This is a genomic window from Acetobacter sp. KSO5 (genome assembly GCF_044094635.1).
Lineage (GTDB): Bacteria > Pseudomonadota > Alphaproteobacteria > Acetobacterales > Acetobacteraceae > Acetobacter > Acetobacter cerevisiae.
The window spans coordinates 2,688,878-2,715,425 of the sequence record NZ_CP172014.1 but is presented as its reverse complement, the minus strand read 5'-3'; the positions used below and the strand labels follow the sequence as shown (position 1 = coordinate 2,715,425).

At 59.9% G+C, this 26,548-nt stretch carries 24 protein-coding genes; 10 read left to right on the top strand and 14 right to left on the bottom strand.

The features are described 5' to 3' along the window. Positions 1-331: 331 nt before the first annotated feature. On the top strand, positions 332-1,027 hold the full coding sequence (locus ACHQGU_RS12260) for a glutathione S-transferase (RefSeq protein WP_395495197.1): 696 nt from the start codon (positions 332-334) through the stop codon (positions 1,025-1,027). A 24-nt stretch (positions 1,028-1,051) separates the two neighbouring features. Here ACHQGU_RS12260 and ACHQGU_RS12255 read toward each other — a convergent pair whose 3' ends face one another. The 4 genes from ACHQGU_RS12255 to ACHQGU_RS12240 form a co-directional block, all read right to left on the bottom strand. Beyond that, positions 1,052-1,405, bottom strand: coding sequence for an energy transducer TonB (locus ACHQGU_RS12255; protein WP_395495196.1), 354 nt, complete (start codon positions 1,403-1,405; stop codon positions 1,052-1,054). 325 nt (positions 1,406-1,730) lie between these two features. Beyond that, positions 1,731-3,101 (bottom strand): amidase, encoded by a 1,371-nt coding sequence (locus ACHQGU_RS12250; protein WP_395495195.1) that lies wholly within the window; start codon positions 3,099-3,101, stop codon positions 1,731-1,733. A gap of 59 nt (positions 3,102-3,160) precedes the next feature. Beyond that, positions 3,161-3,943 (bottom strand): exodeoxyribonuclease III, encoded by a 783-nt coding sequence (locus tag ACHQGU_RS12245; protein ID WP_395495194.1) that lies wholly within the window; start codon positions 3,941-3,943, stop codon positions 3,161-3,163. After that, on the bottom strand, positions 3,940-4,311 hold the full coding sequence (locus ACHQGU_RS12240) for an iron-sulfur cluster assembly accessory protein (protein ID WP_062249385.1): 372 nt from the start codon (positions 4,309-4,311) through the stop codon (positions 3,940-3,942). Before ACHQGU_RS12240 ends, ACHQGU_RS12245 begins: the two co-directional genes overlap by 4 nt. 170 nt (positions 4,312-4,481) lie before the next feature. Between ACHQGU_RS12240 and ACHQGU_RS12235 the strand changes: the two genes are divergently transcribed. The 8 genes from ACHQGU_RS12235 to serS all read left to right on the top strand — a co-directional run bounded on the left by ACHQGU_RS12235 (position 4,482) and on the right by serS (position 13,426). Further along, positions 4,482-5,651, top strand: coding sequence for a deoxyguanosinetriphosphate triphosphohydrolase (locus ACHQGU_RS12235; RefSeq protein WP_395496434.1), 1,170 nt, complete (start codon positions 4,482-4,484; stop codon positions 5,649-5,651). Positions 5,652-5,690: 39 nt separating this feature from the next. Beyond that, positions 5,691-7,478, top strand: a complete 1,788-nt coding sequence (gene argS / locus ACHQGU_RS12230; protein WP_395495193.1) for an arginine--tRNA ligase — start codon at positions 5,691-5,693, stop codon at positions 7,476-7,478. Then, positions 7,478-8,509, top strand: a complete 1,032-nt coding sequence (locus ACHQGU_RS12225) for an SPOR domain-containing protein (protein ID WP_395495192.1) — start codon at positions 7,478-7,480, stop codon at positions 8,507-8,509. Before argS ends, ACHQGU_RS12225 begins: the two co-directional genes overlap by 1 nt. Positions 8,510-8,556: 47 nt before the next feature. Continuing rightward, positions 8,557-9,558, top strand: a complete 1,002-nt coding sequence (locus tag ACHQGU_RS12220) for a segregation and condensation protein A (RefSeq protein WP_395496433.1) — start codon at positions 8,557-8,559, stop codon at positions 9,556-9,558. Then, entirely contained in the window at positions 9,555-10,520 is a 966-nt protein-coding gene (scpB, locus tag ACHQGU_RS12215; RefSeq protein ID WP_395495191.1) for an SMC-Scp complex subunit ScpB, read from the top strand. Before ACHQGU_RS12220 ends, scpB begins: the two co-directional genes overlap by 4 nt. 132 nt (positions 10,521-10,652) lie before the next feature. Next, positions 10,653-11,330: a Sec-independent protein translocase protein TatB gene (gene tatB, locus ACHQGU_RS12210; RefSeq protein WP_395495190.1), complete on the top strand. Its 678-nt coding sequence runs from the start codon at positions 10,653-10,655 to the stop codon at positions 11,328-11,330. After that, positions 11,327-12,154, top strand: a complete 828-nt coding sequence (gene tatC / locus ACHQGU_RS12205; protein ID WP_395495189.1) for a twin-arginine translocase subunit TatC — start codon at positions 11,327-11,329, stop codon at positions 12,152-12,154. Before tatB ends, tatC begins: the two co-directional genes overlap by 4 nt. 3 nt (positions 12,155-12,157) lie before the next feature. Next, positions 12,158-13,426 (top strand): serine--tRNA ligase, encoded by a 1,269-nt coding sequence (gene serS, locus ACHQGU_RS12200; RefSeq protein ID WP_215754574.1) that lies wholly within the window; start codon positions 12,158-12,160, stop codon positions 13,424-13,426. A gap of 11 nt (positions 13,427-13,437) precedes the next feature. On the opposite strand, the gene ACHQGU_RS12195 is transcribed toward serS, so the two are convergent. From ACHQGU_RS12195 to ACHQGU_RS12175, 5 genes are all read right to left on the bottom strand, one after another. Next, positions 13,438-14,922 carry a sensor histidine kinase gene (locus ACHQGU_RS12195; RefSeq protein ID WP_395495188.1) on the bottom strand — a complete coding sequence of 495 codons (1,485 nt, stop codon included), beginning with the start codon at positions 14,920-14,922 and terminating at the stop codon, positions 13,438-13,440. Further along, positions 14,919-15,587, bottom strand: a complete 669-nt coding sequence (locus ACHQGU_RS12190) for a response regulator transcription factor (RefSeq protein WP_062141757.1) — start codon at positions 15,585-15,587, stop codon at positions 14,919-14,921. Before ACHQGU_RS12190 ends, ACHQGU_RS12195 begins: the two co-directional genes overlap by 4 nt. Further along, a complete protein-coding gene (locus tag ACHQGU_RS12185; protein WP_395495187.1) occupies positions 15,575-18,679 on the bottom strand; it encodes an efflux RND transporter permease subunit in 3,105 nt (1,034 codons plus the stop codon). The genes ACHQGU_RS12190 and ACHQGU_RS12185 overlap by 13 nt, the downstream gene beginning before the upstream one ends. Then, the gene (locus tag ACHQGU_RS12180; RefSeq protein WP_395495186.1) at positions 18,669-19,829 is read right to left on the bottom strand and encodes an efflux RND transporter periplasmic adaptor subunit; all 1,161 of its coding nucleotides are present in this window, start codon (positions 19,827-19,829) and stop codon (positions 18,669-18,671) included. The genes ACHQGU_RS12185 and ACHQGU_RS12180 overlap by 11 nt, the downstream gene beginning before the upstream one ends. 95 nt (positions 19,830-19,924) lie before the next feature. Next, positions 19,925-21,340 (bottom strand): TolC family protein, encoded by a 1,416-nt coding sequence (locus ACHQGU_RS12175; RefSeq protein WP_395495185.1) that lies wholly within the window; start codon positions 21,338-21,340, stop codon positions 19,925-19,927. Positions 21,341-21,594: 254 nt separating this feature from the next. On the opposite strand from ACHQGU_RS12175, the gene ACHQGU_RS12170 reads away from it, so the two are divergent. Beyond that, positions 21,595-21,927: a multidrug efflux SMR transporter gene (locus ACHQGU_RS12170; RefSeq protein WP_062141754.1), complete on the top strand. Its 333-nt coding sequence runs from the start codon at positions 21,595-21,597 to the stop codon at positions 21,925-21,927. Between the two features lie 75 nt (positions 21,928-22,002). Here the strand turns inward: ACHQGU_RS12170 and ACHQGU_RS12165 are convergent, their stop codons facing one another. The 5 genes from ACHQGU_RS12165 to ACHQGU_RS12145 all read right to left on the bottom strand — a co-directional run bounded on the left by ACHQGU_RS12165 (position 22,003) and on the right by ACHQGU_RS12145 (position 26,511). Further along, a complete protein-coding gene (locus ACHQGU_RS12165; RefSeq protein ID WP_395495184.1) occupies positions 22,003-22,794 on the bottom strand; it encodes a GIN domain-containing protein in 792 nt (263 codons plus the stop codon). Between the two features lie 27 nt (positions 22,795-22,821). Beyond that, on the bottom strand, positions 22,822-23,394 hold the full coding sequence (locus tag ACHQGU_RS12160) for a DUF1700 domain-containing protein (protein ID WP_395495183.1): 573 nt from the start codon (positions 23,392-23,394) through the stop codon (positions 22,822-22,824). Then, positions 23,391-23,795, bottom strand: coding sequence for a PadR family transcriptional regulator (locus ACHQGU_RS12155; protein WP_395495182.1), 405 nt, complete (start codon positions 23,793-23,795; stop codon positions 23,391-23,393). Before ACHQGU_RS12155 ends, ACHQGU_RS12160 begins: the two co-directional genes overlap by 4 nt. 196 nt (positions 23,796-23,991) lie before the next feature. Then, positions 23,992-25,200 carry a DUF1501 domain-containing protein gene (locus ACHQGU_RS12150; protein ID WP_395495181.1) on the bottom strand — a complete coding sequence of 403 codons (1,209 nt, stop codon included), beginning with the start codon at positions 25,198-25,200 and terminating at the stop codon, positions 23,992-23,994. Between the two features lie 3 nt (positions 25,201-25,203). Further along, entirely contained in the window at positions 25,204-26,511 is a 1,308-nt protein-coding gene (locus ACHQGU_RS12145) for a DUF1800 family protein (RefSeq protein WP_395495180.1), read from the bottom strand. Positions 26,512-26,548 lie beyond the last annotated feature (37 nt).

Here is a 26,548-nt window from a genome sequence, read left to right as displayed (position 1 = left end):
AACTTCAAAAAATATCTGTTTTGATAGAGTTATCTTGAGAAGCCTTTTCAGGCTTATTCCTGAAATCATCACTGAAAAATTTCACCAAAGCAGTTTTTTGGCGTGCTTTGGCTTCTGAGGCGTTTGAGAAAACACGCTTCTTCCAGGGGAGCTGATAGTGCTTCGTGCAGGACAAGGTCCTTCTTCCCTGAGTTGCACCTAAGCTGTCTAAGGCACGCCTTCCTCCACTAGGCCTCATCCGATGCACGGAACCAAAGCCATGATCAGGTCCTTATAGATACTGTCTGGGGCGGCGCTCGGGGCCTCATACCCACAGGAAGGATCGCTTATCATGATTGCCGTGCATCATCTGGACAATTCACGTTCCCAGCGGATTCTCTGGCTGCTGGAGGAGCTGGAATTGCCCTATGACATCAAGTTTTATAAGCGCGATCCCAAAACCATGATGGCCCCGAAACCTCTGCGGGCCACTCATCCCCTGGGCAAGACTCCCGTCATCACGGATACCGATGGTAATGTGACGCTGGCAGAAAGCGGGGCGATTATCGAATATCTCATCAATAAATACGGCAATGGCCGCCTGGCACCTGCGCGCGATACACCCGAGTACATCCGCTTCATCTACTGGCTGCATTATGCAGAAGGGTCGGCTATGCCACCGCTTTTGCTCAAACTGATATTCGGGATGCTGCCAGAAAAGGCCCCTTTGCCTTTCCGCCCGTTTGCATTCCTGATTGCGAAAGGAGCGCAGGCAAAATTCATTAATCCGCAGGTCAAACTGCATATGGATTATTGGGAACGTAGCCTGTCAGACAGTGCATGGTTTGCCAGTAATGACTTTACCGCAGCGGATATTCAGATGAGCTTCCCTCTTGAAGCCGCTGCCGCCCGCGCCGAGGCAACGGACGGTCGGCCGCATGTGAAAGCGTTCCTAAGCCGTATTCATGACCGTCCCGCGTATCAGCGCGCCCTGCACCGAGGAGGGAAGTATGCTTACGCGAATAATGATAGCAAGCCTGCTTCCTGAGTAAGGGGAACGGTGATCCCTCCGTCACTTATCCACGTGATATTTAACGGTTACCAGGTGGTCATGCTCGATCACGGGAATACCGTTTTTGATGGGGCGTCGATAGTGCTCATTGCGGCAATAATCCAGAGAGATATCGTCCAGATCAGGCTTTTCGCTTGATATGATCCGGCAGTTTACGTTGTGGCCGTCTCTGCTGATGTCGGCCTTCATCACAACGGTGGCTTCCGCGTTGTTCTGTGCCGTCGGTTCTGGAGAAGCCGGTGCAGTCTGGACAGGCTGAGACGCGCTCATATCGTCCGCAGGTGCCGGGGGCTTTTCCTGCGTTGCGCATGCCGCCAAAAGAAGTGTGAGCGTTGCCGGGATAACTCTTTTCAAATTCGCCTCCTGCGGGATTTTGAAGACGATAGCCGTAAGGCGAGGAACTGGAAACGGCTTCTTCCTGTTCAGGGTCAGGGTGCTTTTTTCTCGGTTGCGAGGCATCCCTGTCGCGTGCAGTGGCGATGGAGAAAATCCTGCTTCCCATCCCATGAACGCTGGAGCACCCACGGGGACCACTGGTGGCCCAGAAGGTGACAGATGAGGCGTGATCTGAACCATCTCATGATTGAGTTTTTCCTTTCGTAATCAGGTGCTTCTGATCGTTTTTAAAACAGAATTTTCTAAAAGTTCTTTTGATAATCATAAGGAGAGCGGGGCTGATTTAAGAGAGAGTTTGTCCCAAAACCGGCTCCATCCACGCGGCAACACCAAACAAATGCTCATCGCGCATGTGATGCCCCATCGCCATGATCCCAACCGGCGCGGAGCCGTGCTCATGGCAGGGCAGGCTGATGGCGCAGCGGTCCAGAAAATTGGTGATCGTTGGGTTGCGCAGGAGAAGAAGATTGGTGGTGGCGTAAACGGTATCATCGTGCAGATCATCAATGCGGGGGGCGATAACGGGCACCGTGGGCATCAGGATGGCGTCATACGCATCCAGTGCTTCAGTCGCTTTTGTAATCAAGGCGCGGCGACGTAGCCGGAGCGTAATGTAGTCCACAGCGCTCTGTTCTTTGCCTCGCAAAATCCGCTTTAAAACAAACGGATCATAAAGATCCCCGTGCTCTTGAATAAGTTTTTCATGCCATGTGAGGGATTCCGGTGCGGGGAAACCGCCCAGCGCGTTAATTTCCGGCAGCGTGTCCAGCTCCGGAAAGGTCACGTCTGTCAGGATAGCGCCTGCCTGCTCAAGCCTTTGGAGCGCTTGCTCGTAAGTGCGGGCCACAATGCTGTCCATGCCGACGGTTACGTAGTTACGTAGAACACCCAGACGCGGCGCGCTGATGCTGTCTGCCACAGGCGCATCCGTCGGGTTAATGCTTTGCCCGGACAAGGCGCGATCCGCTGCCCAGCAGCAGGACACGGTGCGCCCCAGACTGCCGGTAGAGTCCAGCGTAAAAGAGAGAGGAACCGTGCCAGCGGTGGAAATGCGGGAGGCGGTCGGTTTGTAGCCAACAAGCCCGGTCAGGGCAGCGGGGATACGGCAGGAGCCGCCTGTGTCACTGCCAATACCGACCGCAGCCATGCCATCTGTGACTGAGATGGCCGCCCCGGAGGATGAGCCACCCGGAATGCGACGATTTGCTCTTTCCCACGGGTTAGCGGGTGTGCCTGTATGCGGATTGATGCCCACGCCCGAGAACGCAAATTCGGTCATGCTGGTGCGGCCAATGGAAATCAGCCCGGCTTTGCGCAGGTTGGCAATGGCCGGGGCGTCCTGTGGGGCGGGGGCGGCGTCTTCCAGAACGCGGGAGCCTGCTTTGGTCACAGACCCTGCTTCATCAAACAGATCTTTGACTGAGGCAGGGAGGCCTGAAAGAGCGGGAAGGGGGACACCCTGCTTGCGCAGGCGGTCACTCTCATCCGCCGCAGCGCGAGCAGCTTCGGTATGCACGGCGACAAACGTGCGGGAACCCTCACCCTGTGGGTCCGCAACGCGGTCCAGCGCCTGTTCCACCAGATCCCGACTGCGCAGCCTGCCGTCCGCCAGAGCCTCTGCCATAGAAAGAAGGGACTGAGGGGCAGTGCTCATACAGACAAACTCCGTGTTGCGTCCCGCGTCAGGCGGGCGACTTAATCGTGGGTATGCGATCAGGCTGCGGGAGCCGGGTCTTTCAGCGTTACAATCAGCGGCACATGGTCGGACGGGCGTTCCATGGCGCGCTCTTCCTTGTCAGGCTGGGCATCAATTAGCCGCTCCGCAACGCGGGGGGAGAGCAGAGCGTGGTCAATACGCAGGCCGCAGTCGCGCTGCCATGCTCCGGCCTGATAGTCCCAGAACGTGTACGCGGTGCCAGTAGGATGGACGGCGCGCAGAGCATCGGTCAGCCCCAGCCAGACCAGACGCCGCCATGCTGCCCGGCTTTCAGGCCGCGCCAGGGCATCATCTGGCCCCAGCGCGCCGGGGGCGTAGTCTTCTGCTGTCGGGCAGACGTTATAATCTCCGGCCAGCACAAAATCAGTTTCAGAATTTAGGAAATTTTGAGCGCGGCAGGCGAGGGCATCGAAAAACGCCAGTTTGGTTGCGTAGCCCTCTTCCCCACCAGAGTTGCCGTTGGGCAGGTAGAGGTTACCCAGCGTCAGCCCTTGCGTGCGCACTTCAACATAGCGAGCTGCGGGGTTTTCAAACCCCGGCAGGTGGTCGGTGGTGGTCTCAAAGTCACCCCGCACCAGTGTCGCCACCCCATTGTAGGATTTCTGGCCCACAACGGCGCATTTATACCCGGCGTTCTGAAAGATTTCGGCGGGAAAATGCGCGGTTTCGCATTTGATTTCCTGCATCATCAGCACGTCTGGTTCATGGCGTTTCAGCCAGTCCAGAATCAGGTCTTGCCGTTGACGGACTGAATTGACGTTCCAGCTGGCGATTTTCATGCGACGGAAAAGCTCGTGCCGCACCCGCAGGAAGACGCTGCATTCGGGTTGTTGACCGTGAAATGCGCGCCCATCAACTTGTCTGCAAAGTCCAGCTGTGCACCGGCCAGCAGGTCGAGGCTGACGGGGTCTACCACCACCAGAGCTTCGCCCTTGTCCAGTTTGATGTCATCCGGGGCAATATCGTCCGGCCCGATCAGTTTGAACTGATACTGGAAGCCATTACAGCCCCCGGCTTCCACCGCCACGCGCAGCGCTGCAGGCGGGGCTTTCCCCTCTGCAGAAGCAGAAGCGGTGCGTGATGCAATCACGCGGGCAATGCGCGCGGCTGCGGCATCGGAGACGGAAAAGGGCTGGGGCTGGGTCATGTCTTTGTAGATAGCGTGCGCGGGCTCTGGTTTGAAGGGGCCGTGAGGGCGTGCATGGTCAATTTTCACGCAATGGCCTAGTGTGCCTCCTCTATGGACGCGGGGGTAAAACCGCCCACACCAGAGCAAGCAGGACCGGAAGACTTATGGGATTACAGGCTGCCGCACAGATGTCTCTCGCACCCTACGCCGTGCATATGGCACCGGAGCGGGGGCGCCGCTTGCATGCGGAAGAGGAATCACTCACCCGCTCCCCCTGGCAGCGTGACCGGGACCGTGTGGTGCATTCCTCCGGCTTTCGTCGCCTGCAATATAAGACACAGGTCTTTATCAACCATGAGGGCGATTTTTTTCGTACCCGGCTGACCCATTCTCTGGAAGTCGCACAGGTGGCGCGCTCCATGGCGCGGTATCTGCGGCTGGATGAGGATCTGACGGAAGCCGTGGCTCTGGCGCATGATCTGGGCCACACGCCGTTTGGCCACGCGGGAGAAGAAGCCCTTGCCGCCCAGATGCAGCCCTGGGGCGGGTTTGACCATAATACGCAGGCCCTGCGGCAGGTGACCCTGCTGGAGCGGCGCTATCTGGCGTTTGATGGCCTGAATCTGACATGGGAAACATTGGAAGGGCTGGCTAAACATAATGGCCCGGTGCGAAACCCCTTGGCCCGTTTGCGGGAGATTGATGCGCAATGGTCGCTGGATCTGGGGACGTATGCCTCGGCTGAGGCGCAGGTGGCCGCTCTTGCGGATGACATTGCCTATCACGGGCATGATCTGGATGATGGCGTGAAATCCGGCCTGCTCTCGCTGGATGATCTGGTCGATGTGCCGCTGGTGGGGGATGCCCTGCGGGATGCCCGCAAGCTGGCCGAAGACCTACCAAAGGACACACCGCATATAAAGCAGCGCATCCGGCACGAAATGGTCCGGCGCGTGATTCATGCTCTGACAACCGATGTGCTGGTTTGCACCCGTAAGCGGCTGGCCGATCTGGCTCCGCAGAGTGTGGAAGAGATTCGGGCAGCATCGGAACCCGTTGTGGCCTTCAGCCCGGAGATGGCAGAGGCCAACAAGAGCATCAGGAAGTTCCTGTTTGCCAAGCTTTACCGCCACTGGCGCGTCAACCGCATGACCTACAAGGCCAAGCATGTGACGTCCGAACTGTTTACCATTCTGGTGGAGTCGCCCAAGTTGCTGCCCGATGGCTGGCGCGAACCCGCTCTGGCGGGAGACGAGGCCGGATTGCGGCGTACAGTGGCCGATTATGTCGCCTCCATGACGGATCGCTACGCGATGGAAGAACATCGCCGGTTGACTGATCTGTCCATAGCAGGCTGAAAACGCGGTTCTACCGCTTTCTTTGGGATCTTGAGTGTAATGTCAGACTGTTTGTTCCAGCGTTATCGTCACCACGTTCTGGCCGCCGTTCGGGCGATGCTGCCTGATGTGTCGGAAGAAACGCTGGCCCGTGTGGAAGTCACCCCGGCGCGTGACCCCTCGCATGGGGATATGGCAACCAATGCGGCCCTGCTGCTGGCCAAACCGGCCCGCCGCAAGCCTGCCGACATTGCCACGGACCTCGTCGCCGCACTGGAGAAAGTTGAAGGCGTTGCCCGCGTGGCCGCTGCCGGTCCGGGCTTTGTAAACATCACACTCACCCCGGACGTGCTGCGCGCTACCCTGCCTGCCGTGCTGAAGGCTGGGGAAGCCTATGGCGAGTCGCAGTCTGGCGCGGGTGTGCGGGTGAATGTGGAATATGTGTCCGCCAACCCCACCGGCCCGATGCATGTGGGTCATTGCCGTGGTGCCGTGGTGGGTGATGCGCTTGCCAACCTGATGGCCAAGGCAGGCTTTGACGTTACCAAGGAATTTTACATCAACGATGCCGGCGCACAGGTGAAGGCGCTGGCATGGGCGGTTTACTGGCGCTACCTGCAGGCTCTGGGTACCACCGTGACGGAAGAGGCATTTGATGCTCTGACCCCGACCGGCCTGCAATATCGTGGCGAATATCTGATCCCGGTGGGTGAAGCGCTGGTCGCTCAGTACGGCGATAATCTGGCGGAACCCGGTGCAAATCCGGCTCCGGAACTGACATGGCTGGACACGGTGCGCGACTTTGCCGTGGCGCAGATGCTGCTGGCCATTAAAGATGATCTGGCAGCCCTTGGCGTGCACCAGAATGTCTTTACGTCTGAGGCACAGGTGCTGCGCGATGGCGTGACAGATGCCGCTATCGAAAAGCTTGAAAAGCAGGGCCTGCTGTACGAGGGTGTGCTGGAGCCCCCCAAAGGCAAGCTGCCCGATGACTGGGAAGAGCGCGAACAGCTCCTGTTCCGCTCCACACAGTTTGGCGATGATGTGGATCGCCCGATGCGCAAGTCGGACGGCACCAACACCTACTTCGCCAATGATATTGGCTACCATGCAGACAAGGTGGCCCGTGGTGCGCAGATGATGGTGGATGTGTGGGGCGCGGATCATGGCGGTTACGTCAAACGCATGAAGGCGGCCGTACGTGCCGTGACGAACGACACCGTGCCGCTGGAAGTGGTGCTGTGCCAGATCGTGCATATTCTGCGTGATGGCCAGCCGGTGAAAATGTCCAAGCGGGCAGGCACCTTCGTCACGCTGCGGGACCTGATTGATGAAGTGGGCAAGGATGCCGTGCGCTTCACCATGCTGACCCGCAAAAGCGATGCACAGATGGAGTTCGATCTGGATCTGGTTGTGGCGCAGAAGCGCGATAACCCGGTCTTTTACGTGCAGTATGCGCATGCACGCTGCCGCTCCGTGCTGCGGGCCGCGCAGGAAGAAGGCTCTTACGGGGCCATTACGCCGGACGCTCTGGCCGCTGTGCCGCTGGATTGCCTGAATTCCGATGCAGAAATGGCGCTCGTGCGCCGTATGGCAGAATGGCCGCGTCTGGTGGAAGCCGCGGCACTTGCGCGGGAACCGCATCGCGTGGCCTTCTATCTGGCGGACCTGGCGGGTGATTTCCACGCGCTGTGGAACCGTGGGCGGGATGATGCGTCTCTGCGCTTTCTCCAGCCCGATGCGCCTGATGCCACGCGGGCGCGGCTGGCACTGGTTGCGGCAACTGCAACCGTGATTCGGTCCGGGCTGGCTGTCATGGGCGTAGAGCCTGTGGAGGAGATGCGTTAATGAGCGAAAACGACAAAGGGTCTTTTGACGAGCGCATCAACCGTGCGCGGGAACGCATGAGCACGGATTATGATGTGCCGCCTCCGCGCCGTCCGGCTGCCCCTGCGGGCGGCGTCGGGGCAGGCGTGATTTCTCAGTTTCTGAGCAGTGATACCGGAACCCGTCGGCTGGTTTACGGGGCTGCGGGGCTGGGTGGTCTGCTGGTGCTGGGCATTGGTGGCTGGGCGCTGATGGGTCACCACCAGAGCGGGGTGCCCGTGCTCGGGCCGCCGCCGGTTGCTATGAAGACCAAGCCGGTTGATCCGGGCGGGATGCAGGTGGATGGCCTGAGCGCGCCGGAGGCTGATGACGGGCAGGCGCATCCGGTGCCTGCGCCGGAAAAGCCTAATCCGGGGGCGCTGGCCGCACAATATGGCCAGCAGGCAGCCAAAACGGCAGCCACGGAAGGTTCCGCCCCCGGTGACGTCGCATCTGCCGATCAGGCCAAAGGTCCTTCCGCCGGAGCGGATGGGGCTGCGCCGGAAGGTGACGCGTCTGCTCCTGCGGGCACGTCTGCACAAACCGATGCCCCTCAGCAGCCGGAAAGCCTGCCTGAATCAGGCACTGGTGTTGCGGATGACTCCGCTTCCGGCGATGCCGCGGCCAGCGCACCGGCAGCAGCGCCCGTTGCTCCCGTGCCTGGCAAGGTCGTTCCTAAACCTGCACCGAAAAAGGTTGCGCCTGCGGAAGACGCTGAACCCGCTCGTAAAACGGAAGAGGCAGCCCCGGCGGCCAGTGCGGGCACCAGCGGGAAGTTCCGCGTTCAGCTGGCGGCACTTCAGAACGAAGCACAGGCACAGCAGGAATGGAGCCGCCTGAAAACGCGCTACCCGACCCTGTTTGCAGACCGCTCACCGGTAATCGAAAAAGTACAGCGGGATAACGCTGTATTCTATCGCCTGCGGGTAGGGGGCTTTGCCTCGGTCGCGGAAACGCGCAGCTTCTGTAGTGCCGTGCGGGAACGCGGGCTGGGCTGTACACAGGTCCATTAAGGGCAGACAGAATGGATGCCGCGCAGCCGCCTGAGAGCGTGCCAGAGATGGAAACGTCAGAGCCTCTGCCAGACCCGGCAGAGGCTTCTGGCGTTGCTGTTCCGGTAGGCGCGGACGCTGGCGGGGATGGCGGTGTGCCGCGTGTCCCCCTCCTGTCACTGGACGGGTTTGAAGGCCCGCTTGATCTGTTGCTGGATCTGGCGCGGGCGCAGAAGGTTGATCTGTCCCGCATTTCCATCCTGCAACTGGTGGAACAGTATCTCGCTGTTGTGGAATCTGCCCGCAAAGTGCGGCTGGAGCTGGCGGCAGACTGGCTGGTTATGGCGGCCTGGCTGGCCTGGCTGAAATCCCGCCTGCTGCTACCTGCGGAAGATGAACTGGCGGCGGAGGGGGAAGACGCCGCCGAGCTTTTGCAGGAACGGCTGATTGAGCTGGCCTGCATGACGGAACTTGCCCGCTGGCTGGATGCCCGGCCTCGGCTTGGGCGCGATGTGTTCGCCCGGGGTGAGGGCGAAACCCTGATTGAAATTGACCGCTCCGGTCTGGCGCTGGATATGCCGCAACTCATGCGCGCCTATATGGCGGCCATGCGGCGTACCGCCCGGAAGCGGATTTATGCACCCCGCACTATCCGGTTCTGGACGGTGCAGGATGCGCTTGCCCGTCTGACTCGCTTGCTGGGCAAAACCCCGCCGGGCTGGAACAGTCTGGATGCCTTTTTACCGGAGCAGTTGCCGGAAGAGGGCGTGGGGGAGGAGGCCATGCGCCAGCGGCGGGCCGCCGTGGCAGGCACCCTGATTGCGGGATTGGAACTGGCCAAAAGCGGTCGGCTGGAACTGCGGCAGGATGAAACCTTCGGCAAAATCATGCTGCGGCCGCATGAGGAGCAAGACGTTTCGATGGACGAGGATACCGACCATACGGATGACGCCGCAACGGCTAGCAGGCGGGTGAAGGACATTGAAGCAGCGGAGGGAAGTGCTACGCCAGCCGCGCATGATGACAGGCCCGGACGCAGGACGCGGCGCACAGGCAGGGAGACCCCATGAGCGAAGAATCTGAGACGATCCCGCACGCTTCGCAGGTATCGCAGCCGTCACAGGCGGTGGCCGATACGCCGGAGATTATAGCCGCTCTGTCTGGTATAGAGCCGCAAGGCGTAGATGTGCTGTTTGCCGTGCCGGATGACGCCGTGCGTCTGGCGGAAGCTCTGATTTTTGCGGGTACCGAACCGGTCAGTCTTCGGCGTCTGGCGGAATTGCTGGAACTCCGGCAACTGGTGCCAGATGGGGTGGAAGACCTTGGAGCTTTTGTGGCAGCTGTCATGGGGGCGCTGGTGGCGCGGTATGAAGGGCGTGGCGTCATGCCGGTGGAAGTGGCCGGTGGCTGGCAGTTCCGCACAGCGCCAGATCTGGCTCCTGCTCTAACCCGCGTGCTGGAAAAACCCCGTCGCCTGCCGCGTGCGGTCATGGAGACGTTGGCGATTATTGCCTATCACCAGCCCTGTACCCGTGTGGAAATTGAAGAAATTCGCGGGGTCAGCCTCGGCCAGAATGTGCTGGATACGTTGATTGAGGCGTCTCTGATTGTCCCGCGCGGACGCAAGGAAGTGCCGGGCCGCCCGGTGCTGTGGGGCACAACGCCTGATTTCCTGCGGCATTTCGGCCTGCGTGCTCTGTCTGACCTGCCCCGGCGCGAGGAACTTCTGGTGGACGTGCCGGATACGCTGACCTCTGGCAGAAAGCCCGCACAGGATGCAACAGAGCATACCATCTCAGAGCCGGAAGCGCCTGAAGAGCATTTGGTAGATGCGGGTGAGGTTGTTCCTTCCGGTGACGGTATAGAAGGCGATCCGGTTGAAACGGACCCTGGTTTAACTCCCGCAGAGGGAGAGGCTGCCCCTGTTCAGCCAGAACTGGAACCGGCGGCGGAAGCTCAGCCTGATGACGTATCCGCCCAGCCGGAGGCAGATGCCGGAGCGGCAACTGTTTCCGAGCCGGGGCGGTCGTGATAGATCTGCGGCGTCTGCGCGTAAATCCTGCCCTCTCCGGCATACTGGCATGGGGCAGGGGTACGCGTGCAAGAGAGACGCATGAGTGGAGAGGCTCGTTCTCCCGCTTCATGCTGATGGGTGGTCCTGCGGATGTTTGATTTTGCCTGGTCGGAAATTGCGCTGATAGGAGCGGTGGCGCTGGTCGTCATTGGTCCGAAGGATCTGCCTGTGGCCATCCGGGGGCTGGCCGGGTTTGTCAAAAAAGCACGTAAGTTGGCGAGCGAGTTTCAGTCGCACGTGGATGAAATGGTGCGCGAGGCGGACCTGACGGAAGTGCGCGACCATGTGCGGGATCTGCGGAACCTGAACGTACGCGGCCGCATCATGAAAGCCATTGATGGGGATGGCACACTGGCGCGGTCTTTTGATGAGCCGCCCGGTGTCCGCCCCGCAGGTCCGCGCGGACTGGATACGCCGCCGCGTCCCACCGCTGTTGCCGGCACGACAGGTGGCTCGACTGCCATGCTGGAAGAACGCAGCGTTGGTCTGCCCAGCCTGCCGCCTTCTGCGGCGAGTGGTGTCGCGCTGGATGATCTTAACCCGCTGGTAGAAGATGAGGTGGTGGATGCTCCGCCGGAACTGCCGCCCAATCATGTGCGGCGTATTGTCAAGGAACGCGCGCAGCTTTTCCCGCCTGCCATTCTGCCCCCCGTGCGGCTGATGCACGGGCAACGCCGGGTGGCGCCGGGGCCAGCCGTGCCGGGTCAGTCAGTTGGTGAGCACCCTGCGCAGGCGCTTGAAGGCATGGAGACCGGGCGCGGGCTATGAAGGAGAACGAACCCCTGCAGGATGATCCGATCCACGATCAGCCCATGCCGCTGATTGACCATCTGCTTGAACTGCGCCGCCGCCTTTTATGGTCCGGCGCGGCCTTTCTGGTGTGTTTTGCGCTGTGTTACCATTTTGCAGGTGACATTTATCTCTTTCTGGCCCGGCCTCTGGGCGAGATCATGCGGCAGCAGGGTGAGCAGCCGCATCTGATCTACACAGCGCTGTACGAGGCCTTTTTCACCTATATCCGCGTGGCCTTTTTCGGGGCGGCATTTATGTCCTTCCCCATTATTGCCATTCAGGCGTGGATTTTTATCGCCCCCGGTTTGTACCGGTCGGAAAAGCGGGCCTTTGCCCCGTTTCTGATTGCAACGCCCATCCTGTTCCTGCTGGGTGCGGCGCTGGCGTATTACTTCATTTTCCCCATCGCGTGGCGGTTCTTCCTGTCCTTCCAGACGCCGGGCAGTTCTGGCGGCGTGCAGATTGAGCTTCAGGCCAAGGTGTCTGAATATCTCTCACTGGTCATGAAGCTGATCATGGCGTTTGGGGTCGCGTTTGAACTGCCGGTGGTGCTCACCCTGCTGGCGCGGGTGGGGATTGTGACCGCCGATATGCTCAAGCGCTTTCGTCGGTATGCCATTGTGGGGGCGTTTGTCATCGCCGCCATTCTGATGCCGCCGGATGTGATTACCCAGATAGGGCTGGCGGTGCCGCTTGTCCTTCTTTACGAAATTTCCATTGTGGCAGCCCGGCTTGTTGAACCCAAGACCAAGCCGGACCCGCTGTCCGAAGAGACCACTCCAGAGGAAGAGGCTTCCTGATCCATGCATGATATCCGCGCTCTGCGCGCAGACCCTGCCGCTTTTGATGCCGATCTCGCTCGCCGCGGGATCGACCCTGTCGCGCAGAAGCTTGTCTCATGGGATGAAGAACGGCGTCAGGCGCAGACGGCCCTGCAGGAAAAACAGGCCCGCCGGAAGGCGCTGGCGCGTGAAATTGGCGGCATGAAGCGCACCGGTGGTGATAGCAGCGCGCTGGAAGCCGAAGGTATTGAAATCCGCGCCGAGATGGAAATACTGGAACGGCGTGTGGCCGATCTGGAAGGCCAGAGCGCCGAAATTCTGGCCAGCCTGCCCAACCGGCTTGACCCCTCCGTGCCCGATGGCCCGGATGAAACGGCGAATGTGGTCCAGCATGTCTGGGGCACGCCGCGTGAGTTCAGCTTTACCGCGCGCCAGCATTTTGAGCTGGGGGAAGCGCTGGGCCTGATGGACTTCGCCACGGCCTCCAAACTTTCCGGTGCCCGGTTTGTGGTGCTGCGTGGTGCACTGGCTCGTATGGCCCGTGCACTGGGCCAGTTCATGCTGGATCAGCATACGGATGAGAACGGCTACGAAGAAACACAGGTGCCGGTGCTGGTGAATGATGCCGCCATGTATGGCACGGACAAGCTGCCCAAGTTTGCCGATCAGTCTTTCCGCACAGAAGATGGCCGCTGGCTGATCCCCACGGCAGAAGTCCCGCTGACGGCCTCTGTCGCGGGAGACATTCTGGATGCTCTCACGCTGCCCCGCCGGATGACGGCGCTGAGTCAGTGCTTCCGTAGTGAGGCCGGGTCTGCCGGGCGTGACGTGCGCGGCATGCTGCGCCAGCACCAGTTTGAAAAAGTGGAAATGGTGTCCGTCACCACGCCGGAAGAGAGTGAAGCAGAGCATGAGCGCATGACGCGCTGTGCTGAAAAAATTCTGGAAAAGCTGGGCGTGCCGTATCGCCGGGTGCTGCTGTGTGCGGGCGATACCGGGTTTGGGGCCGCCAAGACGTTTGATCTGGAAGCATGGCTGCCGGGTCAGGCCGCATGGCGTGAAATTTCGTCCTGCTCCAACACGCGCGATTTTCAGGCACGCCGCATGAATGCCCGTTTCCGCCCGCAGGGTGGTGGGGCTCCGGTGTTTGTGCATACGCTGAACGGCTCCGGTCTGGCAGTAGGCCGTACGCTAATTGCGGTGATGGAAAACGGCCAGAATGAAGATGGTTCCATCACGGTGCCAGACGTCCTGCGGCCTTACATGGGCGGCCTCGAACGGATTGGCTAAAGGCCTTTCTGTCAGGCGCGGGGAGGGGCTTTCTGGAATGTCAGCTGCACCATAAACCCATCGTCCTGTCCGGGGATGGGGGAAAATAAGTCCATCCGAATGGCCATTTGCCGGGCGATGGTCCGTGCAATGGCCAGCCCCAGCCCGCTGCCTTCCGTGCTGGGATTGCCGCGCACAAACGGGTCCGTCAGACGATTGAGCAGATCCGGGCCCAGAGGCGGGCAGGTGTTTTGAATCGTGACGCAGGCGCTGTGTTCATAGGCTTGTGCCTGATCAGCGGCAGCCGAGGTGTTAGCCACACAGCACGCTGGAAGAGCGGAGCTGGCGGTGACATGCACCTGCACGGCAGACCCCTGCGGGCTATGGCGCAAAGCATTTTCCAGCAGATTGCGGAACAGGATGCCTGCTGCATCCAGATCCCCCAGAACCTCCAGCTGTGTCAGGTCACCCGTTTCAATCACAATACGTGGGCAGGCGTGGTCAGGCCGGTCCAGTTCATCCGCCACTACATGCAGTACGGGAAGCAGGTCAAACCGATCTCGCCGCAACGCCGTGCCTGCAACAGCGCGTGACAGTTGCAGCAGTTTTTCAACTGTTCGGCTCAGGCGATGGATCTGGCTGATGAGTGCATCCAGCCGTTGCGTGGTATTTGCAGCATCCTGAGCGGCATCACTTTCTGGGTTTGCATTGGCAGCGCCAGAGGGTTTGCGTAAGGCTGTGGAACGCAGCATCTGCGCCTGTGCCAGCAGGGCGGCAATCGGGTTGCGGAGTTCATGCGCGGCATTGGCGGCAAAAGCCCGTTCTGCAGAGAGTGCTTTTTGCAAACGCTCTAAAAGAGAATTGACGGCGACCTGAATGGTGGAGAGCTCCACAGGCAAGGCCAGTTCCGGCACCGGTTTGAGGTTGCCGCTGCCACGTTCCCGGATTTCATCCTGCAGGCGGACCAGCGGCCGCAGCCCCCGGCGCACAATCCAGATGACCAGAAGCCAGATGCAGGGCACTGAGCCAATAATGGGCAGCACGGCAATCAGAATGGCTTTATTTGTGGCTTGTGTGCGGTGCAGGCGGGGTTCCCCCACCAGAATAAAGCGGTCCACCTGCGCAGCGGGTGTTACATACACACGGAACTGCGGCAGCATGTAAAACCCGCTGGAAAGGGGTACGGAAAAACGGACTGCGGGTGCATTGGAAGATCGTAGCAGGACATGGCCTGAGGTATCCGTAATCTGATAGGCCAGCGATGTGGGTTTGATATCGGACAGATGCGCCACATCATGCCCCGGTCCCTGCTGGTTCAGGGCCAGAACGGCAAATTGCAGCCGCTCTCCTACTTCCTGCAGGGAGTCATCCAGGCGTTCTGTAATCTCGTATTTTGTAAAGCCGGCTGTCATCAGAGCGACAATCGCAAGACAACCAATCACCACCCCCGTTACCCCACGGATCAGCCGCGTTGCCAGCCGCCAGGGGCGTACAGGTTTGTCCGGGGACGAGGTCATGAAGTTGCTGGTTGCTCAAGGCAGTAGCCGCGTCCGCGTACGGTGCGGATAATGTCCGCGCCCAGTTTTTTGCGTACGCGGCTGACGAAGACTTCTATGGTATTACTACCAACTTCTTCTCCCAGATTATACAGCGCATCTTCTATCCGCTCGCGCGAGCAGATTGCACCCGGGCGGCGGGCCAGCAGCTCTACCAGTGCCCATTCCCGCGCTGTCAGGTCAATCACCTGTCCGTCCCGCGTCAGGCGCAAGCGTTCCAGATCAATGTCGATATCACCCACTTTCAGCCGGTTATCGACCAGCGGGCGGTAGCGGCGGCCCACGGCGGCAATCCGGGCGACCAGTTCATCCAGATCATATGGTTTGGCCAGATAATCATCGGCCCCGTCGGACAAACCGGCAATGCGGTCGCTCACCTGATCTTCCGCCGTGGTAATCAGTACGGCCAGAGGGGAACTGGTCTGGCGGATTTCCCGCAGCAGGGTGCGGCCGCTGCCATCAGGCAGACCAAGGTCAAGCAGCAGCACATCATACTGCACAGTCGCCAGAGCGGCGCGGCCATCTTCCAGCGTGGTAAACCAGTCCACCGTATGTCCCGCCTGCCTTACCCGTTCCTGCACGGCAGCACCCAGATGGGGTTCATCTTCCATAATCAGGATACGCATGCGGGCTCAGTGTCCTCTTTTGGGCGGGTCTTCTGTTTCATAAAACGCGCATAGAGCAGAGGCAAAACAAACAATGTGAGCAGGGTGGAGGTTACCAGCCCGCCAATCACCACACTGGCCAGCGGGCGCTCCACTTCCGCCCCGGCAGAGGCGGAAAACGCCATGGGGAAAAAGCCCAGACTGGCCACAAGCGCCGTGGCCATGACAGGCCGGAAGCGTTCTCTGGCGGCTGTAAAACCGGCGCGGGCCGCCCCCACGCCCCGGCGGCGGATCTGCTCGGCGGTGCTGACCTGCACCACGCCATTCAGCACCGCGACGCCAAAGAGCGCAATAAACCCAATGCCAGCAGAAATGCTGAAGGGAAGCCCGCGCAGTACCAGCGCAAAAATCCCCCCAGAGGCTGCCAGTGGCAGATTGCAGAACACCAGAAGGGCCAGTCGCACCGTGCCAAGGGCGGCAACGAGCAGCAGGAAGATCAGCGTGAGGGCGACAGGCACAACAATACCCAGCCTTTTTGACGCAGACTGAAGGTTTCGGAATTGTCCATCCCAGCGGATAGTATAGCCATGCGGGAGGGTGACGGTGCGTTGCACAACCTTCTGGGCTTCGGCGACGTAAGAAGCCAGATCTCGCCCGCGCACATTGGCCTGAATGATCACACGCCGACGGATGCCATCCCGGCTAATGCGTGGCGGACCATCCTGCTGCCGAATATCCGCGACCTGAGAGAGCAGGACAGTCCCGCGCCCGTCCGCCTGTGGCACCCGCAGGGCACCAATTGCGGCAAGGGTGCGTGTTTGTGCCGGGTCCAGCTGAGCCTGTGTGGCGATAATGGCATTGTTGGCCGTTGCAGGTCGCCCGATATGGCCCCCGATGGCTTCCACCAGATCCAGAATATCCTGCACGCGCACGTTCAGTCGGCCTGCGTTTTCCCGGTTTACGTCGATATGCAGGAACGGAATTGTGCCCTCATCCGCTGCCATCACATCAGCAGCCCCCCGCACACTGTTGAGGGCTTTAACCACCTGCCCGCTCAGGCGGGAGAGCGTTGGCAGATCATCCCCGTAAACAGACACAGCAATCTGGGTGCGCACGCCGGAGAGCAGATCATCCATCCGCATTTGCACCGGCTGGCTCCAGGAATAGAGGGCATCGGGCAGGTTCTGCTGCAGGGTCTTGTTCATGGCGGCGACCAGCTCTGCCTGAGAGCGCCCGGTACGGGGTTCTTTAAGCAAAATAAAGCTGTCGGTTTCGTTCTGCCCCATCGGGTCCGTCGGGATCGCGCCGGTGCCGGTGTTGCTGACGACCGTTTCCACTTCCGGAAAACTTTTAATCAGCCGCTCCTGCTGTTTGACGGACGCCAGAACGGTTTGCAGCGCGGTGCTGGGCAGGCGCGTGGCTGTGAGTGTCAGCGCGCCTTCTTCCAACTGGGGCACAAACTCGCTGCCCAGCATCATGGCCAGCCCGGCGGCCAGAAGACATATGCCAAGACTGCCGCCAACAAGCAGCCGGGGCCTGCGTACACAGCGTGAGAACAGGGGCAGATAATGCCTGCGCAACCATGCCATCAGCCGGGTTTCATGCGGCACATGCGTGTTGCGCAGCACGGAAACGCACAGGATGGGGATCCATACCAGACAGTAGAGGAGGGAGGCCGCCAGCGCCATGATAACGGTTTGCGCCATGGGTCGGAACATTCGGCCCTCAATGCCTTCCAGCGTCAGCACAGGCAGATAGACCATGATGATGACCAGAATGGCAAAACTGACTGGCCGCACAATCTGTTCTGCGGAGGAACGCACCAATGTTCCAAATGGCAGATTTGGTTCCTTCAGCCGACGGCTGAGCACATGCTCCACGACCACCAGAGAGCTATCCACAATCATGCCGAAATCAATGGCACCCAGACTGAGCAGATTGGCAGAAATGCCAAACACCCACATGCCCGTCATGGCACAGACCAGCGCGAATGGAATAACGGACGCAATCAGCAGCGATGCCCGCAAATTACCAATAACTGCAAGCAGCACGGCCACAACAAGTGCTGCGCCAATCAGAAGATTTTCCCGCACTGTCGCAATGGTGCGGTTGGTGAGCATGGCGCGGTTGTAATAAGGGGCCAGCGTCACACCCGCAGGGAGGGATTGCGTGATGGCAGGCAGAGCCGCCCGGATGCCCGCCAGCGTGGCATCGGAACTCCCGCCTTTTTCCATCATCACCACGCCGGTGACGATTTCCCCTTTTCCGTCGCGCGTCACGGCTCCCAGACGGGTGCGTGGTCCTGTGTTAATGCGGCCCAGATCCCGCAGGCGTATGGCCGTGCCTCCCGGTCCGGTTTTGACGGTAATTGCTCCAAAATCCTTAAGGGAACGCAAAAGTCCGCGTCCGGCGACAACCTGCTGTTCGGCATGATGCTCAATCCAGCCGCCGCCCGCAGCTGCGTTGCTGGCATCTATGGCGCGATACACATCGCCTACGGAGAGGCCATAAGCGAGCAGACGGGGTGGGTCGAGCGTAACCTCCCACGTTTCTTCAGCACCGCCGCCAATATTGACCTCCGCTACACCCGGCACCAGCTTGAGCTGCGGGGCCACGGTCCAGTTCATCAGGCGGTTAAGGTCCATCAGTGACAGACCGGGGCCTTTAAGCTGGAACTGGAAAATTTCCCCCATGCCGGTGGTCAGCGGTCCCATGTTCAGGGTGACACCGGGCACGCTCAGCAGTGTGCGGGCCTGCGCCATGCGTTCGTTCACACGGGTGCGGTCCAGATTGATGTCGGAGCCATCCTCAAACTGGACATAAACAACCGAGACCCCGGAGCGGGAGACTGAGCGTAAATCCTTCACGCCTGGAATACCCGCCATGCTGCTTTCCACAGGAAAGGTAATCAGTTTTTCAACTTCTTCCGTCGCCAGACCGGGCGCCACGGCAGAGACCAGAACCTGCTGGGGGGAAATGTCGGGCACAGCCTCCACCGGCAGGCCCGACAAAACAACACAGCCCCCCGCCATGAGCAGCACCAGAAAGGCCAGCAGCAGAAAGCGGGCCTGATTCAGTTTTTCAAAAAATGTCCGCACGGGCTTAGTCCGCATCCATACCGGGCAGAAGCACCATGGCTTTCAGCGCCAGACTGCCATCACTTACAACCTGATCGCCATTTTTCAGGCCTGAGAGAATAAGAGTTTTGTCATTTTCCTCCATGCCGATGCGCACGGGGGTCGGCTGAAAATGGTCTGGCGCGGTTTGCACAAAAACGACTGTCTGGTCTCCAAGAGTCTGAACAGACTGCGCCGGCACAATAAGGCCTGAGCCTGTCTGTGTCGTTTGCAAAAGGCTGTTCAGCATCGTTCCGGGGCGCAACTGTCCGGCAGGATTGGCAACGCGGCTGAGGACCCGCACCAGCCCGCTTGTCGGGTCGGTCGCGGTATCAATGGTTTCAATGGTGGAGAGCAGGGGCGGGGAGTGTGGTGTGTCGCCCGAGGATGCGAAAAAGGTTTCCTGTCTGCCGCCCCGCACAATGCGTTGTGCATCCTGTGGCGGCACATCTGAAACAACCCAGACATGGGCGGTGTCACTTACAGTCAGCAGTGGCACGGGTGGGGCGACATCCGCAGCGACTGCTGTCTCAACCTGCGTGATTGTTCCATCCAGAGGGGAAATGATAGTCGAGGTTTCATCCGAACCATGTGTTTCCGTAGGCGAGGTGTATTCTTCCTGCAGGCGATGGGCCAGCACGCCCAGTTCCGCTTCATGGGTTGCAACGGTGTTCTGTGTTTCTTTCAGCACAGCCAGCCGGCGGCGCATTTCTCCAATAGAGACGGTTGTGCCTGCCAGTGCGCGCGCCCGATCATACGCCGCCGCAGCATTGGCGCGGTCTGCGCTGGCGGCGGCAAGGGCGGCCCGTGTCTGGGCGTTTTGCAGGCGGGCCAGATGGAGTGTGTGGTTCTGATACGTCAGCAAAGGCTGACCCGCTTTTACGGTCTGCCCCGGCAGCACGAGTACAGAAAGCACTTTCCCATCGCCTGCGGTATGAAGCGTGACGGTGCGCGTTGTATCTGGCAGCACACGGGCCATGGCGGGCAGCATATGCGCCAGCGTGCCCTGCGTGACAGGGGCTATATGAATCCCCTCGTTCCTGATGGCCTCAGCAGAGAGGGTGAGGGGCGGCAGAGGTGTGCCTTCTGCCAGAGCAGGCACGGGAACAACTGTCAGGCCGAGCAGAACAGCGGCAAGAGATTTCATAAGTGAAAATTTCGATTTTTGAAAAAATGATCTGTTGTAAAGCAGGGATGTTCTTGTGGCAGGAACATGGGTGCGGGGAGTATGCGGATGCCTGCTCATGGCATTGGTGCGCCACTGCTGCGGGGGGAGGAGACCATCTCCGGGATACGGAGCGCTTCCCCCGGTTGCCGTGTGTGCGGAGGGGCGGCATCATTCATGCTGTCGGTTTCTGCTGTTGTAGGCACAACCAGTGCGGAAGGTTGCCGGGGCAGTGCGGAAGGGGTTTGCTCAAGCCCGGGTATCGCGCCAGCTGCAATCAGGGCGCGAAGAATGGCGCTGTGCCACAGGATTTCCGCCCGATCTCTCACCAGATCCGCTGTATAGGCCGCCTGCCTTGCCCGGAGCGCATCATCCAGCGAGTTTTCCTGCAACTTCCATGAGCGTTCCATCAGATCCGCGCGGCGGTCCAGTTGCTGGGCGGCGGTCTGTGCACTTTTGAGCGCCGCAGAGGCGGATGCGAGGCGAGCGCGGATTTGCACCAGTTCCTGCCGCACCATGCGGCGGGCCAGTGTCTCCTGCGTTTCTGCGGCCGCCACGCGGTTGCGGGCTTCGGCCAGCAGGGGCGCATTATGCACGGCACTGGGCAGAGGCATGGTGAAGTTTACGCCCACGCGGTTATCCCAAGGGCTGCCATATTGTTTTTCATGAATCGCCCCAACGCCAATCTCCGGATTGGGCATGAAGGAACGACGGGCCAGAACCAGATCGGCACGGGCAGCGGCGGTTTCTTTCTGCGCTGTCCGTACGCGCGGGTCATTGTCTTCCACTGTGTGGGCCACAAGTTTCTGCTCAGCGCTTTGTGGTGCGGAAAAGGCCAGAAGGTCGGGCACCACCGGAGCCCCCAGCAAGGCGACCAGTCTGGCGGTGGCCGTCTGGGCTTCTTCCTGCGCCATGGCAGCGTCCGTCTGGGCAGAGGCGAGGGCGGCTTCCGCCATCTGCTGGTCGGCCTGTGTCATCTCGCCCGTGTGGGCTGCGCGGGCGACATTGGCACTCAGGCGTGCGGCAGCGCTGGACAGCGCCTGCGTGGTGGTGACGCGTTTATGCGCCAGCAATACGGCAGCGGACGCATCCAGAAGGCGGACGGCAAGGGCCATATGCTCAGCACTGCTCCGTTCAGCGGCGGCCTCTGCATCAGCACGGGCCAGCTTGCGGGTGGCATTGCCTTGCCCCGGCAGCCAGAGCGGTACACTCACGCCGCCTTCATAGGTTGTATAGCCAAGGTTGGAGCCTACGGCGTGGTCATCAAAATAGGAACCGGAGAGGGACGGGCCGCCGGCAAACCAGCTTCCGGCAGCTCTGGCCCGGGATTCGGCAGAGCGGCGGTTGGTGCCTAGTTCCGAACGGAGCGGGTCCTGCGCCCATGCCATGGTAAGGGCATCGGGGAAGGAGAGGCGGTCACGAGGGGATGTGTCCGCGCTGAGTGAGGAGGAAACACTCTGAGCATAGGCCGGATATGGAGTGCTGAGTGCCATCAGCAAAACTAAGCAACAGCGAGAGGGCTTCATCAACTACCATACACCCTGGTCTGAACATGGTTTCTCCCTCTGGCATGGTACGCGCCAGGTGAGGAGGAACTCCTGCATAGAGCCTGAACCTGACAGGAAGCTGAACACGCCGTGAGAGGCGCATTCCTTTCAGGCTATGCTCTTGCCTGTTTTCCCTGCTGTCTGGCAGGGTTCGCACGGCGCGTTGTGCGCTTTATCTTCTTTGTCTGGTGAGGTCACGCGTGCCCGGTAAACCTTATCTCTATCTGGCAGTAGCCATTGTTGCCGAGGTGTTTGCAACCTCCTGCCTGACCGCGTCGCATGGTTTTGAAAAACGCCTGCCCGGTATCATCAGTCTGCTGGGCTATGGGGTGGCGTTCTACTTCCTGTCCCTCCCCATCAAGACCATTCCGGTCGGGGTGGTTTATGCCATCTGGTCCGGTGTGGGGATCGTGCTGGTGTCCCTTATCGGCGCGACGGTTTTCAAACAGTCACTGGACCTGCCAGCTCTTGCAGGTATTGCGCTGATCATGGCCGGGGTGCTGGTGATCAACCTGCTCTCAAAGTCTGTCTGAACCCACAAGCCATAAAAAAACAGGCTGACACCGGGTGCCAGCCTGTTGCGTCGTGATGCACGATGCCTTCTGTTCTCAGAAAGACAAATCCTCATTCTCCCCGCCGTCACTGTCCTTATCGGACTGCGGAGCGGTTTTGAGCGCAGGTTTTGCTGTGCCGTGCGGGAGTGAGACCGAGCCAATCCCGTCGATCTGCTGTGTCAGAGATTGCGGCGTGTTGGTGAGTTTTACGGACCCCGCCCCATCTATGGATACTTTAACGCGCCCCGTCGGTCCGGCTTTGACAGACCCGGCTCCGTCCATGGAGAGATCAAGGTCAGAGAGCGTCATGTCGGACAGATTGACAGAGGCTGCGCCATCAATAACCAGTTTAAGGCTGTCCGTATGGCCATGGGCTTTCACGCTGGCAGCCCCATTGATGGTGAGGTCCAGATGCGGCTGCTGGTAATTCTGCAAATCCAGAGAGCCAAACCCGTTCAGTGTGAGTGTATTCAGAGCCGGGGCCGTAATGGTGACGATCAGTGAACTACTCCGCCAATGGACATGGTGACTTTTATTTTCTGCCATATCCAGCGTGTTATCCTTCAGGGTGACACGCTCTACCAGTTTTTCAGACCCACTGACGGTTATGCCGGGCTTGTCTCCCTGCTTGTAGATAATCTGTGCAGGAAGATTGAGGGTCAGGGCGTTGCTGCCCTGCCAGTCCAGCGTGCGCGTTTGGGTCGGGCCTGCGGCTCCGGTGTCCGTCCAGTCAACGGTCCATTTTGTTGCCGGGAAGAGGACCGGCCCGCGGGATGCTGCCGCACCAAAGCAAAGAGCGGAAAGGGCTGCGCCACCCAGCGCGATCATTGTAATGCCACGGATCATGATGAAATTCCTTGAAGAACAGGCGGATCAGGAGGGATTGGCTTTGGCAATCAGGCGGTAATGGGCGCGGCCATAGCGGATGAGCAGATTAAGCGTGCCGATGGTAAACAGGGCACACACCGCCACAATCGAAGCCCCGCCACTGGCCATGCCAAGGCTGATCAGCAGGCCCTGAAGCCAGTCTCCATCAAACCCCGGCAGTATGTTGATCAGCGCGAAAGGCAGCATCAGGCTGCCTGCCAGACAGATGCAGATCCCGACAATGAAGAACGCGAGGTCCACGGAGCCTATCGTCATCAGCACAGGCAGGACGACCAGAAGATCGAGTGCTGCGAGCCCAAGGATACCCACAATCGCGCCCAGCGCGTTGCTCAGGCTGCGTTCATCTTCCCACCGGCGCACACCGGTTTCGGCCCGTACTTCCCGCGCCAGTCGGGCAGGGTCACCCAGTGCTGCGGCAATCTCACCGTCAGAACGCCCGGCAGCACGACCTTCGTCAAAATGCGCGGTATATTCGGTAAGAATATCCTCAACGACAGAGCGCGGCAGGCCTTTCAATCCTGCGCGCAACTGGTCCAGGAACATCTGTCTGCTGTTCATGCCTTTGTGTTCCTTACGGTTTTCTGCACCGTCAGAGTGGTGGGGGGAGGAGAGGGTTCGGTGGAAGCGGCGGGTGCTGTGTCATCAGACCCCAGAATGGCGCGGACGGCTTTTGTGAAGGCAGTCCATGCCGTGCGCTGGCTGTTCAGGCTCTGGCGGCCATGTTCTGTCAGCGCATAATATTTACGAGGCGGCCCTGAGGATGATTCCACAAAATAGGTTGAGACAAGACCATCTTTCTGCATCCGCCGCATGAGCGGATAGATGGTGCCTTCCCCCATATCAATGGCCTCAGACAAGCGGCTGGCAATGTCATAACCGTATGAATCTGCCCGGGAGAGAAGGGCAAGCACACACAGCTCCAGCACGCCTTTCTTGAACTGAACAAGGTTGGGTTCCACGGTTTTTCCTGTTCCGGAGGGGTCTGCTGCCGGCGTTTGGCAGACGCAGACGACTCGCTGGTGGCTGTCGATAGCTATTCAATACAAACCAGAACCATTTATTGCAAGGTAGTGGTTTATGAAAAGTTTTCTCCAGCCTCAGGGTTCGCATGACGCCCCGAGCAAGCTTCGGATCAGTCGTCTGAAAGAAGATCCTTCAGGCCGAGGCAATCAGGCCTTTCATGGGCTCTGTTCTCGGGCCGGGGAATACCGTTGCAATGGCCTGTGGGGACAGGTGGAGATGATCGCAGAGAACACCTGCCGCAACGGCACGCAGGTCTGTTGTGGGGCTGAGGTCCCTGTTTTCAAAAAGCTGGCTGGGGCGCAGGCCCGGCCATGTTCCTCCAACCTTGCCTCCCGCGACGGCGCCTCCGGCCAGAAAGGTGACTGTGCCAGTGCCATGGTCCGTGCCACCTGTTCCGTTCATTCGGACAGTTCTGCCAAATTCCGTCATGGCAAGCACGACTGTGCGTTTCCAGTTCTCTCCCAGACTTTGATGCAACGCATTAATCCCGCGATCCAGCTGGGCAAGAGGGCTTCCCAAACGGCCAAGCTGCGCCGCATGCGTATCCCATCCCCCGATTTCCAGGGCGGCAATCCGTGGGCCATGAAGGGTGGACAGCATCTGTCCAGCAGCTGTTGAAAGCTGGGTAAAGGCGTCGGGTTTGTGGAGCTTGTCGAGCGAGGAAGATGTTGGCATCCCCGTCATGGCCGCGTCTGAAAAGCCTCGTGCTCTGAGAGCATTTTTGAAAGCAGGTCCTGTAACCGGGTCGGAAGCGTTCAGAGCAGAAATCTGATGATAAAGATCTTCGCTGGGGTGCTGGCTTCCTGCTGGCGCATAACTTCCAACCCGGGCCGTTCCACGTAACAGAAGAGGAATAGTCAGCCCCATGGCCAGCCCATATCCATCAGGCCTGTTTGTCTTACCCTGAAGGCTTGCAACAGCGCGGTTCAGCCAGCCGCTGCTCAGGCGGTTATCTGCACCGCTTTCCAGATAGTCCTGTGCTTCAAAATGGGAACGGCTGCGATAATGCCCGGCGACTGCATGAACAGGCAGCATCTGGCCTTCACGATAAAGGCTGTGAAGTGTCTGAAGGGCGGGATGCAGGCCATAGAAGCCCCCCAGATCCAGCAGCCCTCCTTCCTGTCCGGGTTCAGGAAGAACAAGAGCCCGCCGATGGGTTTTGAGGTCAGCATCTCCGTACGGTGTAACAGCCGAGAGGCCGTCCAGCGCACCGCGCAGGATAATGACCACCAGACGTGGATCATCCGGGCTGCCGGATGACCCGGCAACCGCGAGAGACGAATGCCCGAGCGTCCAGCTTGCAGCCAGACCCAGCAGGGCAGTGCGACGATGGATCATCATGGGTCAACGCCTCTGGAATTCGGGTGAAGAAAAAAGCAGGGCCAGCGCGTCCTGACGGGAGCCAGCGTGATGCATGGCAAGTTCTGTCTGAGGGCGCAGCGTCGGACCAAGGGCGATATGGGCAATCTCCATCGGGTCTGCATTCCGGGCATGGGCGGCCATTCTCCATGCCCAGTCCGTACGGGCCAGCATGTCCGCAGGCGCGCTCCATTCTGCAGCATTGTCACTCCAGCCATTGGGTAACGGGGCTTTCCATAACGGTTGGCCGAGAGAGGCGAAGGCTGCGTAAAGCACATGCGCGGGAGAGTGCGGATCGGCTGGCTGACTGGGTTCTCCGCCGAATGAGAGGGCCCGGAGAACGGCGGTGGCATAGTCCATGGGGGAGCGGAATTTGCTGCCTGTCCGGTTGGCATCGTGCAGCGTTGCAAGAGCCAGAGACGCTTCCCGCAGGTCTCCCTCGGTATCTTGGAGAACTGCGGCAATGTGGCTGATATCCTGCTGTGCAGGCGTATCAGAAATAAAGTGTCCGACCATCTGGGTGGCTATATGTCGGTACGTTGCAGGATGAGTGCCCAGAAAATGCAAAGCCTGTAAGCCGCCGTCCTCGCCTTCGGGAAATGTCTGGCCCATGACGGTTTTCTCACCCGGTTCATGCGCTTTTTCCCGAAATACAAAGCCGGGCTGTTCGGCTTTCATGTCGATACTCCAGCCCGTCAGGATCGCGGCGAAGGATGTCACGTCTGTCTGGCTATAGCCTGCGGCAGGAGAGAGCGTGTGCAGCTCCAGACATTCCCGCGCGAGATTTTCGTTCAGGCCATGATGGCTTTTGCGCCCCGCCGGGCTGTTGGGGCCAATGGAAGACGCATTGTCCAGATACATCAGCATGGCGGGATGCCGCATGACGGCCAGAAGCATATCCGAAAAGCGGCCGGTGACATGTGGGCGGATTGCTTCACGCATATACGCGCCAAGAACGGCTTTTGTGCTGCCCTGACGAAGGCTGACCGTAAAATGGTTGAGCCAGAACCACGCCAGCCGTTCCCGGAAAGGCTGTTCCGTCAGAAGCAGGTTATCCAGTTGAGCGGCCACTTCTGCCTGAAAAATTGGAGTGACCAGCGGGTCGCCCTGCATTTTGGTGCGGCGCTGTTCCCGCAGGGCAATCAGACCCTCCGAACATGGCCCAACATTTCTAAAGACCGCTGTATCAGGCTGGCCTAACTGACGTGAAAGCCAGTCATGGAGCGACGCCTCTGCGAGTGTGTCCTCTCGCTGACCCCAGCCAAACCTGTTGATTGCACTGACAAGTCGCATGGCATCCTCACGATGTCCCGTGAGTGGGAACTGCTGG